This window comes from Stenotrophomonas sp. NPDC077461 (genome assembly GCF_049545475.1).
Taxonomy (GTDB): Bacteria; Pseudomonadota; Gammaproteobacteria; order Xanthomonadales; family Xanthomonadaceae; genus Stenotrophomonas; species Stenotrophomonas nematodicola.
In genome coordinates this window covers 69,593-81,100 of record NZ_JBMWDO010000005.1, presented here as the reverse complement: position 1 = coordinate 81,100, position 11,508 = coordinate 69,593, and the positions used below count along the sequence as shown (strand labels likewise).

Below are 11,508 nucleotides of genomic sequence, written 5' to 3'. Positions count from 1 at the left end.
AAAATTAACGAAATCTTTAGTTCCCGCCTTAGACAGCAGCACCGGTACGCCTGACGCATCGCGCCGACCGCCGGGTCGCCCAGACCCCCATGAACAATTTCGTCTCCCCGTGTGTCGATGACACCACCCCCGCCGAGCTGCTCAAGCGCGGCGAACGCCTTCTCGAACCCGACGTCTACCGCACCTGCCTCAACGGCCAGCCGGCGGTGGTCAAGGACTACACCCGTTACCGCGGCACCCCGCTGTCGCTGCTGGCGCGCCTGCTGGTACGCCGCGAAGCGCGCATCCTGCAACGCCTGAGCGGCTGGAAACACGCCCCGGCCCTGCTCGGCACCATCGGTGGCCTGGCCCTGGGCATGGAGTTCATTCCCGGCCAGACGCTCAGCGCCGCCCAGTCAGTGGGGGTCGAGGTGTTCGAACAGCTCCAGTACGCCCTCAGCCGCCTGCATGCGGCCGGCATCACGCACAACGACCTGCACGGCACCAATGTGATGGTCAGCGGTGGCGTGCCGGTCCTGGTCGACTTCACCTCGGCATGGCGCAGCCCGCGCTGGCTGCCGGTGCACCCGGTCTCGCGCCAGTTGCGCCGCAGCGACATGAAGAACCTGCTGAAAATGCGCCAGCGCCTGACCGGGCTGAAGCCCACGCCCTCACAGGCCGCGCTGGTGGCCGACCCGCGCTGGGTGGCCAGCCTGCGTGTGGGCTGGAAGCGCTTCTATCGCTGGTTCAAGTCGGCCTGAGGGCCGGTTGCCGGGCAGCGTCTGGCGTTATGAGCTGCCGGGCAGGGCCCGGCATTACAGCGCGTCGGCGTCGAGCTCGCCGGTGCGGATGCGCACCACGCTGCCGAGGTCGTACACGAACACCTTGCCGTCGCCGATCTTGCCGGTGCCGGCCGCCTTGACGATGGCCTCGACCACCTCGTCGACCTGGCCGTCAGTGACCGCCACCTCGATCTTCACCTTCGGCAGGAAGTCGACCACGTATTCCGCGCCGCGGTACAGCTCGGTATGGCCCTTCTGCCGCCCGAAGCCTTTGACTTCGGTCACTGTGATCCCGGTGACGCCACGCTCGGCCAGCGCTTCGCGCACGTCGTCGAGCTTGAACGGCTTGACCACCGCCATGACCATCTTCATCTGCTGGGCTCCTGTATTTCCGGCGAGCGAGGATAACGCCTGTCCGCCGGTGAACGCGATGCACCCGTACCGGTGCCGGCGCGGTCGCGGCGGATTATCCTTAGCGTATACCCCGCGGAGCACAGCATGATCGACCTCAACCATCTGGATGACCTGGCCCGCCGCCTGAGCGACATGGTCCCGCCGGGCCTGCGCCAGTCCCGCGAGGAACTGCAGGCCACGTTCAAGACCGCCCTGCAGGCCGGGCTGGGCAAGCTTGACCTGGTCACCCGCGAGGAATTCGACGTCCAGCGCGCCGTGCTGCTGAAAACACGGGAGAAGCTGGAGGCGCTGGAGAAGGTCGTGGCCGAGCTCGAGGCACGCGATCGGCCACCGCCGGCCGCCTGAGCCCGCGCTTGCCTACCCCCGGGTGCGGCAAGCGCTGATGGAACACACCGGCACGCACGGCCATTGTGGCCGGTATGACCGATGACTCGAACGCACACCGATGAGCCTGGCCCTGGTGCACAGCCGCGCGCGGGCGGGTGTCAATGCGCCTGCGGTGCGCATCGAAGTGATGCTTACCGGTGGGCTGCCGCACACCCAGATCGTCGGGCTGCCGGCCGCTGCCGTACGTGAATCGCGCGACCGCGTGCGCGCCGCGCTGCTCTGCGCCCAGTTCGAGTTCCCGCAGCGGCGCATCACCATCAACCTGGCACCGGCCGACCTGCCCAAGGAAGGTGGACGTTTCGATCTCGCCATCGCGCTGGGCATCCTCGCCGCCAGCGGGCAGATCGATCCACGCGCGCTCGACGGCCATGAGTTCCTCGGCGAACTCGCCCTGACCGGCGAACTGCGCGGCGTCGACGGGGTGCTGCCCGCCGCGCTCGCCGCCGCTGCCGAGCAGCGCGCCCTGGTGGTCGCGCCGGCCAACGCCGCCGAAGCCGCCCTCGCGGCACATGCCGATGTGCGCGTCGCGCGCACCCTGCTGGAGGTCTGCGCGGGCCTCGATGGCCGGTCGCTGCCCGCCGCCACCGCCGAACCCGCGCCCGCGCCGGCCAGCGCCGACCTGCGCGACGTCCGTGGGCAGCACCAGGCACGCCGCGCGCTCGAGGTGGCCGCCGCCGGCGCCCACCACCTGCTGCTGCTCGGCACGCCCGGCTGCGGCAAGACCCTGCTGGCCTCACGGCTGCCCGGCATCCTGCCCCCGCCAAGCGACGCCGATGCGCTGGAAACCGCCACCGTGGCCTCGTGCAGCGCCCACGGCATCGATCCGTCACGCTGGCGCGAGCGTCCGTTCCGCGCGCCTCACCATACTGCGAGCGCGGTGTCACTGGCGGGCGGTGGCTCGCATCCGCGCCCCGGCGAAATCTCGCTCGCGCACAACGGCGTTCTTTTCCTCGACGAACTGCCCGAGTGGAGCCGCCATGCGCTGGAAGTGCTGCGCGAGCCGCTGGAATCCGGGCACGTGGTGGTCACCCGGGCCGCACGCAGCGAGACGTTTCCTGCCCGTTTCCAGCTGATCGCCGCGATGAATCCCTGCCCCTGCGGCTGGGCCGGGGACCGCAGTGGCCGCTGTCGCTGCAGCGCCGATGCCATCGCCCGCTATCGCGGCCGCGTTTCCGGCCCGCTGCTGGACCGCATCGACCTGCACGTGGATGTGCCACGACTGGAACCCCGCGCGATGCGCGACGACGCGCCGGCCGGCGAATACAGCGCCAGCGTGCGTGCGCGCGTGATCGCCGCACGCGCCGTGCAGCTCGCGCGCGGCAACATGCCCAACGCACAACTGCCACCGGCGTTGCTCGCCATCCACTGCCGGCTGGACAGCAGGGAGCAGGATCTGCTCGAAGACGCCGTCGAGCGCCTGCAGCTCTCGGCACGCTCAATGCATCGCATCCTGCGCGTGGCGCGCACTCTCGCCGATCTGGAGGGCAGCGCCGCCATCGGCCGCGCGCACCTGGCCGAGGCTATCGGCTACCGGCAGCTTGATCGGCAGGGGACGGGCACGTGACCACCGCGTTGGCGCCGGAGTCACAGTTCTCGGCCAATGCCAGGCGCTTGCCCACCCAGTAGCCGCCGACGACCAGACACCACGCGAGAGCTGCCACGCCCACCACAACGTACTGTTGTCTGTTCTTCATCCGATGAATTCCCCTGTGTCCTGCGACCGAGAATAACGCCATTCTCCTCGTGAACGTGAGACAGGGGGGGGCGCGAATCCAGGTGGCGCTCACCGATGGCCTGCCCCATGCCGGCCGCCGGACCGCCAGGGCGCGTGTGTGATGCGGCGCGCTCAGGCGAATGCGCGCGTCGGCAGCGCGTACGCAACCAGCGCCACCAGCAGTGCCGGCATCGTGAGCAGCGAGGCGACCGGCCAGCGCAATGCCTTGCGCGACGATGCATTGGCCCGCTCGACGTTGCCCGCCAGAAACTGCGAAGACACGCGGCATGCATGGATGGTTGCCACGATACCGGGCGGGAAGAAGATCACAATGATGCCGAGGACGGCCCGCTATCCCACAAACCGCATCAGCCGATGCAGATCCTTCTGGTGCACCGTCAGCGCATCCAGGAACAGGTTCGCCACGGCACGGGTATCGCGCCCGCGCGCGATGGCCTCGCGCTGCAGCGTGCGCGCCACGGCACGCACCTCGGCAGGCACCCGCGCGGTGTCCTGCGCGGCGATGCGCGTACCGGCCACCAGCCACCCGGCCACGTGCGTCGCCCATGCCGCGTTCAACCCGGCAACGATGCCGGGGTGCCGCGCCTCGTTGCCCAGCCCGAGGTTGAACACGGCCACGCCGTCTTCCCCTTCGGGCAGCGGCACCCACGAATCCGACCGTCCCAGATGCATCGAACTGGGAGCCAGGCCATTGGCGTGCAGGAACGTGCTGCAGCCGAAGCACGACGCCAGCTTGTGCGTGTTCCTGCCCAGCCCCAGTTCGAACGGACGCCCATCGGGGAAGTTGCACCGCACCTGGGCCACCGCCCAGACCATGCCGTGGCAGTAGCCGCAGACGTGTCCGCTGCCGTCCCACGTGGCGATGCGCGCCGCGGTTTCGGTCGAGCCGGCCTGCTTGGGCAGTTGCCTGGCCTGTTCCAGCGTCCATGCCGGGTCGTCGTAGTGGATCAGGCCATGCCCGGGCACGCGACGGTTCCAGCGACCGCCTTCATCCGCATACGGAATCAACCGGCGTACCGAGCTGATCACCAAGGGGTTGGTGTTGTCGGGATGATCGACGATGCCGTAATACGCCCCGAACTCGGCGTCGAGGTTCTGTTCCATCAGCGGATCGTTGTCCAGCAGCTCGGTGATGCGCTGTTCCACCTCGGGCGTCCACTGGATCTGGCGCCGGGCCTGCCGCGCTGCATCGTCGCCGTGCGGGCGCGAGACGGCCGCGATCGCGATCTGGCGGCGGGCCGGCTCGTAGCGCGGGCTCTGGCCGACGCGCACCGTATCGGTGTGGATGCCGGTCAGTGCCACCAGCCGCTCCAGCACCGCCTGCAGTGCCTGGATGCCCTGCTCCACCTGCGCGGGCGGATCGGCCGGGTCCACATCCCAGCACAGCACCACGCCCTGTCGCAGCGCGTCATGCAGGAAGCCGAGAAACACGCAGCCGAAGATCACGTCCGATTCCAGCCGCGCCTGCGCGGCGTCCTCCGCCGCCAGGCCCAGCGGCCTGCCATCGATGATGCCCATCCTGCTCCCTCCTCCGTGGACAAGGCAGGTCGCGCGGCATCCTCAAGGGGTGGGGAGACCGCGCGCCTGCACCGCACTGCGCAACGCAGGCACGGCAGGCACAGCGTGGCAGCACAGGGCAGGCGTCACGGTGCAGCCTGTTGCAATGTCTTGACCGCCGGTAGCCGCCTGCGCTGGACAGGCGCGCAACGCGGTCGCACCCTGTCCGCATGCGCATCCAACATCTCCTGCTGCCGGTATCCGACCCCGGCTCCGTCGCCCGCTACTTCAGCACCGTACTGGAGCTGGACACCGACGCGGACCAGGTCCGCATCGGCTGGAGCACGCTCCAGCTCGAACCCGCCGGGGATCGCCCGGTGGGCGGCGTGCATCTGGCCTTCACCGTGCCGCACAACCGCTTCGTCGCGGCCACCGCCTGGCTGGACGCGCGCGCGCAGCGGCAGCGCGACGCCGAGGGGCGCGAGCACTTCGACTTCGGTGGCAGCTGGGATGCCGAGTCGATCTATTTCACCGGCCCGGACGGGCTGATTCTGGAACTGATCGCGCGCCGCCGCCTGCCCGCATCGGCGCGGACCGGCATCTTCCACGGCAGCGAAATGACCTGCATCAGCGAGGTCGGCCTGCCGGCGCTGAGCGTGGAGGCCATGCAGGCCCAGGTGGAGGCCACGTTCGGTCTTGCACCGTTCTCTACGCCTACACCGCACTTCGCGCCGATGGGCGATGACGAAGGCCTGTTGATCATTGTCGATGCCACGCGCCGCTGGTTCCCTGAACAGCGCGCGCTGCCCAATGCGGATGGCATCCAGGTGCATCTGGGCGGGATCACACCCGGCGCGACGCTGGGTGACGAGGCGCTCGGCTGGCAGCTCCGCAGCGAGTGTCGGCGCGCTGAAACATGAAGCCCCGCGTCATGCGGGGCTTCGCAGGCGAGCATGGCCGGAGGCCATCACTCTTCTTCGTCCTGCCCACCCTGCTGTTGGTTCTGATTGCGCTGCTGCTGTTCCTGCTGTTGCTGCTGCTGTTGATTGCGCCCGCGTTCCTGGTCCTGCTGCGGGGTCTGATTGCGCTGCTGTGCCATGTCCGGTCTCCGGGTGCCGCAGGCGGAATGCCGCGGTCGGGACCATGCTGTGCAGAGGGAGGTTAACGGTGCGTGGCCGTTTTCATACAACGGCGTCAATTCGCCTGCCTGCGCGCCACGAAACGCGAAGAACCCTTGCGCCACAAGGCGTGTCCACGGCTGATCACCCCTTGCCATGTCGTCATGCCCGGCGACCGCACACGTGCTGAACAGGGCCGCGGTCTCCGATCCGCACCGGCGTGAGGGACCAACCGTTGCGCAGTCGCGTCATTTCAATTGATGCCGCATTGGGTGAAGCACAGATCAAGAGATGAAACTGTTGAAAATCACGCCCCGTTCCTGCGAGCTTCATCGCACTTCCAAGGCTCGAGTGGCTACAACTCTGCACCATTCGAAAGGCTGCACTTTCACGTGTTGACGCTATCGAACGCGCCACGCGATGGTGCACGACATGCACGCCGTCACCGCTCCCCACCCGCTCGGCACTCTCGCCACCATCCGCCAGGGACATCCCTTCCGCGGCGCCATCCGTGCCATTGCGGAGGGCGACGTGCAGGTGATCCAGTTGAAGGACCTCACCGTGGATGCACTGCGTCCCGGCGTTCCGCTTCTGCGCACCGTAGTGCGCGCCCGCAAGACACCGGACTGGGTGCGCGATCAGGACATCCTGATTGCCGGTCGAGGCAATCATCCGCTGGCCATGCTGCTGCGTGATCCTCCTCCTGCCACGCTGTGCAGCCCCCATCTGTACGTGCTCCGGGTCGAGCAACCGCAGCAGGTGCTGCCGGCGTTCCTGGCCTGGCAGCTCAACCAGCCGCCGGCTCAACAGTATCTGCGCCGGCAGTCGGCAGGGTCGCGGCAGCGGAGCATCCGCCGCAGCGTGCTGGACCAGTTGCCGGTGCAGGTGCCGCCCTTGCCCCAGCAACAACGGATCATTGCCCTGGCGCGCCGTGTACGCGATGAACAGGCGTGTCTGGAAGCCCTGATCCGCAACCGTCAGCAACAGTTCGCCGCCGTCGCCGCGGACGTGCTGACCGGCGTGATCGCGTGAACGCGATCCCCGCTGCCCGTGGTGCAGGTCCCCATGCCACGTTTGCCGCCCTGACCTCGGCCTGCGACACGCTTGCCGACGCCCGGGACAGGCAGGCCACGGTTCACCTGGTGCTGGCCCTGCTGATGCTCAAGATCGCCAGCGACAACCAGGCACTGGCGAGCACTGCGGTCGCCAGTGCGCTGTCACCGCTCGACTGGAGCCCACTGGCGCCCGGTGCCCAGCAGCTCGGCGTGCCCGCGAACGCGCGCTTCGAACGCCTGCATCGGCAACGGTTCGTGGCCGGTAACCGCCAGCGGCTGTTTGCTGCCCTGCAGGACCTGGCAACCGCCAATCCAGCTGCGCTGGCCGGCGTCCTTACCCCACTGCGGCTGGAGGCCGCGCTGCCGCCCGGTCAGGATCACCAGGAGGCGGCCCTGTCACACCTGCTGGGTCGCATGGCGGTGCCGGCGCTGGACTTCCGATGCCTGCGCGGTGGCCATCGCCGCGATATCGGCGCAGCGGTGGATCGCCTTCTGGACCGTACCGCCGGTTCGCCTGCCGAGACGTCCGACGGGCACGTACCCGACCCGCTGGCGCACCTGATGGCCGCATTGCTGGACCCTGGCGAGGACGACACGATCTGCGATCCCGGCAGCCGCAGCGGCGCACTGCTGCTGGCCTGCGCACAGTGGGCGCGCACGCACCACGGCGCCTGTCGGCACGTGGTGTACGGGCGGGAGCGCGACCAGGTCCAGTGGGCCCGCGCCCGCATGCGGCTGATGCTGCACGGAGAAGACACTCACGGCCTCATCCGCGGCGAGCCGCTGGAGCAACCGCTGGCCGGCGACGGTGGTCCGCAACGTGTCCAGGTCTGCCTGTCGCGGCCGGCCTTCGACCTTTCTTGGAACCCGACGATCGCGGCGCGCGACCCGCACGGACGATTCGCCTTCGGCCTTCCGCCACGTCAGCGCGGCCACCTGGCCTGGATCCAGCACATGCTGCACGCGCTGGACCCGCAGCAGGGACGCATGGCGATCGTCGTCCCGCATGGCGTGCTGTTCCGCAGTGGCGAAGAAGCCGCCATCCGCCAGCGCCTGCTCGACGCCCACCTGCTGGAGACGGTGATCGGTCTTCCCGACCGCCTGTTCGCCGGGCAGCCGGTGGCCACGGCGCTGCTGGTGCTGCGCCGAACGCGCGACGACACCGATGTCCTGTTCATCGACGCACGTGGGGCCGCGTGCCGCGGCCGGCGTGGCCCGAAGCTGCCGGCCGACCTTGTGGCACGGGTCATCAGCACCTGCCAGCAGCGGGTATCGCTGCCGGGATTCTCCCACCGTGCAACGCCCGACGAACTGGTCCGGCACGAGGGCTCGCTGAGCATCGCCCGCTACCTCGCCGACGCCCAGGACACCGCACCGGCCGACACGGCTGCCCTGCGCGACGAGCGCAGGGCACTGTGCCGCACCCTGTCGCAGATCGGCCAGCACATCGACGCGGACCTGCGTGGGCTTGCACCTGACCGGCCGTGACACCGTTGCGTGGGCGCAGTGGCAAAGGGGCGCGTGCCGGCGGTGAGGGGGTATGGATTGATGCATGCAATCAAGATGCGAAGATCAATCTGGAACCAGTTCGAACCGGCGCGATGCGACGGCAGGAATCGGAATGATGCACACAACAGGCATGGCGCAGCGTCGTCCACACTGCGTCAATGCCGCCTTCTTCCCACTCCCTCGACACGCTGGTGCAGCGCTCCGCATTGGGCTGGATGCTGCACCTTGGCTGGCGCTATCTGCCGCACGATCGCCGGCATCGGCAGGACGGCAGCGTGCTGACGCACCGGCTGCGCCGCTACCTGCAGGTGTTCCGCTTCATCCACGGCGCGGGTGACCGGCCGTTGTCGGAGGCCGCCATCGAGCAGGTCGTGGCGGCGGTGCTGGTCGCCGCCACGGGCGACATGCCGAGGCTCCTGCATGGCCTCACCGTGGAGGACACGCTTGCAGATGGTGAGCGCATCAACGTCGCCGTGCCCCTCGTGAACTGGGAGGATGTCACCGCCAACTGCTTCGATGTCCGTGCCAACGTGCCGCTCGGCTCGTCACCGTCAGGTGCCCCCCGGTCACTGGACCTGGTGGCCTACATCAATGGCGTGCCGGTGGCGCTGATGGCCTGCAGTGGGCGCGATGCCGTGGGGCGATGGGCGCGCGATGACGACGCCATCGCACGCCACCTGGGCGTCCAGCGGGGGGCCACCACCCGGGCGCTGTACGACGTCGCGCAGGTGCTGCTTGCACTGGATCGGCGTGGCGGCCGTTATGCCGCCGCGGGAACGCCGGCAACCGGTTGGCGGCGCTGGCAGGAACGCCCCGCGCGGCCATTGCGTACCGGGCGGTTGGTGGTGCGCCCGAGCGTGCAGGCGGCGCTCGCGCGCGATGGCCTGCACGGCATCGGTGATCCGGTGCTGCGAGGCGCCCATGCGGGGCTGCTGCGCGGGCTGATGGCCCCAGCCCGGCTGCTGGCGCTGTTGCGGTGCTTCACGCACATCGGGCCTGACGGGCAGCGGCATATCGCCCACGCCGGCCAGTTCGGCGCCGTGCAGGCGGTCCTCTCACAGCTGCGCACCCACGATGCGGGCGGGCGCCGCAACGGTGGCCAGGTCTGTCTGTCCAGCGGCAGCGGCCTGCGCTTGACCGCGCACTGGCTGCTGGACGCACTGCGGCAGGACCCACAGTTGCGTGGGTGCCGGGTACTGCATGTGGCCACCGGCCCTGCGGTGCGCATCGACCGGCACCGAAGCGCCGCCTGGCCGGTGCCACCTCGGGTGGGCTCGGCCACCCTGGCGCGGTTCCTGCTGGGCGATGAATCCGGTCCGTTCAGTGCCAGCCTGCATCAGGTGCTGCGGGTGCAGCGCGAACTGCCCGCCGACGATGGCGGCCACGCGATCGTGCTGTGGATGGACTCCGGTTTCTGGTCGGCAACAGCGGCAGAGCGCGCGCGGTTGCGCGCCGCACTGCCGCGTTCGGCCTGGGTGACACTGGCGTCTCTGCCCGTGGCGGCATCCGTGGGCGGCGACACCTCGGACCAGCTGCTGTACGTCTACAGCGCTGCCGACGCAGTGGATGACGGGGTAACCGTGCCGGTGTTCCATGCGTCGCGCGCCGATGCGTGGCCGGAAACAGCGGGCGACAGCGCTGCGGCAGGCACCGCACGCGTCGTTGGCATTGCCAACGACATTGCCCGGCACCATGCCGAACAGACCCGCTGGGCCGAGCGCGATCTGCTGGCGCGCGTGATCGTGCGCGATGAACAGCGGTCGGCGTACCAGGCCGCGCTGCGGCGCGCCGTGCACGTGCGCGGCATCGTGCCCGACACCCGCCCCCGTTCCGTGGGAGAGGCCGGGGTGGAGCTGGTGGCCGCGCACATGCCCACCGTGCCGGCGCGGGCCAGACAGGCGCTGCTGTATGTGGATGCGATGCTGTCGGCGCAGGCGCTCGCCGCTGCGATCTCCACCATCAATGCGCCGCATGCGGACAAGCACCACGCGGTGGTGATCGACTATCAAGGCGTGCCGAAGGACGCCGAACCGCTGGTCGCGGCAGCCACGTCCCTGGGGGTATGGCCCCTGCAGTCCACCAACACCGCCAGCGCCGGCCTGCCCCGGCTGCACGCCCGCATGTGCGCGCCAGTGGCAGGCGACAACGGCCGCGACTTCCATGCCGCGCGCCGCCGTCTGGCGCCGTCACCTGCCGGTGCGCCACCCGTCCCGGCCGTCGCGCGGTCACGGCGTCTGTTCCACGAACGCGTGACCCGGTTCGGCGAATCGCTGCAGGCCGCGCAGAGCACGTCTGCCCCTCGTCCGCGTGGCGATGCCGATGGCGTCGACGATACCGGTGCGCAGCCCTACGCACGCGACCTGCACTTCTGCTCGGTGCTGCGCGACGCCGTCAACGCCGCGGCTGCCGACGATGCCGGCTACACACCAGCGGACATCCGCATCCGGCATTGGGCGCGCCACCACGTACCGGAAATCCGCGAACCCTTGATGGACTACGCCACCCTGCGCGAGCTGGAGCAGGCGGCCACGCCGCCCGAGGCGGAGCGCGACGCCGTGGCCACCCTGTATCAGCGGCTGCTCCGCGAGGGCGACGTCGCACTGGCCGGCGATCCCTTCGCGCGCCGTCAGTGGGATGCGGCGTTGGCGACGGCGCTGTCGGGTCCTTCGGCCTATGGTGAGCTGTTGGCCGTCGCCGCGGCCTGGGCGCAGAACGAGCGCCCCGATCTGCCCGCAGCGCTGTCACCCGCGCGCGGGGTCCGTGCCTGCTATGGCGTGCTGAGGCTGGCCCTGGAAGAGTCCATCGCCGATCCGGAAGCCGCCCCGCTGCTGGCGCTGGCCGAAGAACTGGACGCCGTGGTGCAGAAGGTCCGCCGTGAGTTGCCGCGCCTGCCGCACCTGTTCCGGGTGGCGCTGCACCGGTGCCTGCATGCGCGCGTGACCTATCTGGTCGGCCCGGTCGGGGCGGACGCCGTGCTGGCAGGCCTGATCGAGGTGGCCCTCACCCTGCCGGCCGACGCGGCGCCATGACCG

General features: G+C 69.7%; 11 protein-coding genes. 7 read left to right on the top strand and 4 right to left on the bottom strand.

Features of this window, described 5'->3' with window-relative positions; genetic code table 11:
* The first annotated feature begins 89 nt into the window (after positions 1-89).
* A complete protein-coding gene (locus ACPEH8_RS10630; RefSeq protein WP_166473533.1) occupies positions 90-740 on the top strand; it encodes an RIO1 family regulatory kinase/ATPase in 651 nt (216 codons plus the stop codon).
* Between the two features lie 54 nt (positions 741-794).
* Here ACPEH8_RS10630 and ACPEH8_RS10625 read toward each other — a convergent pair whose 3' ends face one another.
* Entirely contained in the window at positions 795-1,133 is a 339-nt protein-coding gene (locus ACPEH8_RS10625) for a P-II family nitrogen regulator (RefSeq protein WP_017355128.1), read from the bottom strand.
* Between the two features lie 126 nt (positions 1,134-1,259).
* Here ACPEH8_RS10625 and ubiK point away from each other — a divergent pair, with 126 nt between their 5' ends.
* Together ubiK and ACPEH8_RS10615 are read left to right on the top strand one after the other, a co-directional pair.
* On the top strand, positions 1,260-1,520 hold the full coding sequence (gene ubiK / locus ACPEH8_RS10620; protein ID WP_136004651.1) for a ubiquinone biosynthesis accessory factor UbiK: 261 nt from the start codon (positions 1,260-1,262) through the stop codon (positions 1,518-1,520).
* Between the two features lie 100 nt (positions 1,521-1,620).
* The gene (locus ACPEH8_RS10615; RefSeq protein ID WP_423666721.1) at positions 1,621-3,126 is read left to right on the top strand and encodes a YifB family Mg chelatase-like AAA ATPase; all 1,506 of its coding nucleotides are present in this window, start codon (positions 1,621-1,623) and stop codon (positions 3,124-3,126) included.
* 282 nt (positions 3,127-3,408) lie between these two features.
* Here the strand turns inward: ACPEH8_RS10615 and ACPEH8_RS10610 are convergent, their stop codons facing one another.
* On the bottom strand, positions 3,409-3,612 hold the full coding sequence (locus ACPEH8_RS10610; protein ID WP_313159964.1) for a CD225/dispanin family protein: 204 nt from the start codon (positions 3,610-3,612) through the stop codon (positions 3,409-3,411).
* Positions 3,613-3,627: 15 nt separating this feature from the next.
* Positions 3,628-4,815, bottom strand: coding sequence for a hypothetical protein (locus ACPEH8_RS10605; RefSeq protein ID WP_017355716.1), 1,188 nt, complete (start codon positions 4,813-4,815; stop codon positions 3,628-3,630).
* Between the two features lie 209 nt (positions 4,816-5,024).
* On the opposite strand from ACPEH8_RS10605, the gene ACPEH8_RS10600 reads away from it, so the two are divergent.
* Positions 5,025-5,714, top strand: a complete 690-nt coding sequence (locus ACPEH8_RS10600) for a VOC family protein (protein ID WP_423666719.1) — start codon at positions 5,025-5,027, stop codon at positions 5,712-5,714.
* Positions 5,715-5,761: 47 nt separating this feature from the next.
* Here ACPEH8_RS10600 and ACPEH8_RS10595 read toward each other — a convergent pair whose 3' ends face one another.
* Positions 5,762-5,893: a hypothetical protein gene (locus tag ACPEH8_RS10595; RefSeq protein ID WP_017355718.1), complete on the bottom strand. Its 132-nt coding sequence runs from the start codon at positions 5,891-5,893 to the stop codon at positions 5,762-5,764.
* A 451-nt stretch (positions 5,894-6,344) separates the two neighbouring features.
* On the opposite strand from ACPEH8_RS10595, the gene ACPEH8_RS10590 reads away from it, so the two are divergent.
* The 3 genes from ACPEH8_RS10590 (at position 6,345) to ACPEH8_RS10580 (ending at position 11,505) form a co-directional block, all read left to right on the top strand.
* Entirely contained in the window at positions 6,345-6,944 is a 600-nt protein-coding gene (locus ACPEH8_RS10590) for a restriction endonuclease subunit S (RefSeq protein WP_136004659.1), read from the top strand.
* The gene (locus ACPEH8_RS10585; RefSeq protein WP_423666717.1) at positions 6,941-8,455 is read left to right on the top strand and encodes an HsdM family class I SAM-dependent methyltransferase; all 1,515 of its coding nucleotides are present in this window, start codon (positions 6,941-6,943) and stop codon (positions 8,453-8,455) included. Before ACPEH8_RS10590 ends, ACPEH8_RS10585 begins: the two co-directional genes overlap by 4 nt.
* Positions 8,456-8,634: 179 nt before the next feature.
* Positions 8,635-11,505 carry a type I restriction endonuclease gene (locus ACPEH8_RS10580; protein ID WP_423666715.1) on the top strand — a complete coding sequence of 957 codons (2,871 nt, stop codon included), beginning with the start codon at positions 8,635-8,637 and terminating at the stop codon, positions 11,503-11,505.
* Positions 11,506-11,508 lie beyond the last annotated feature (3 nt).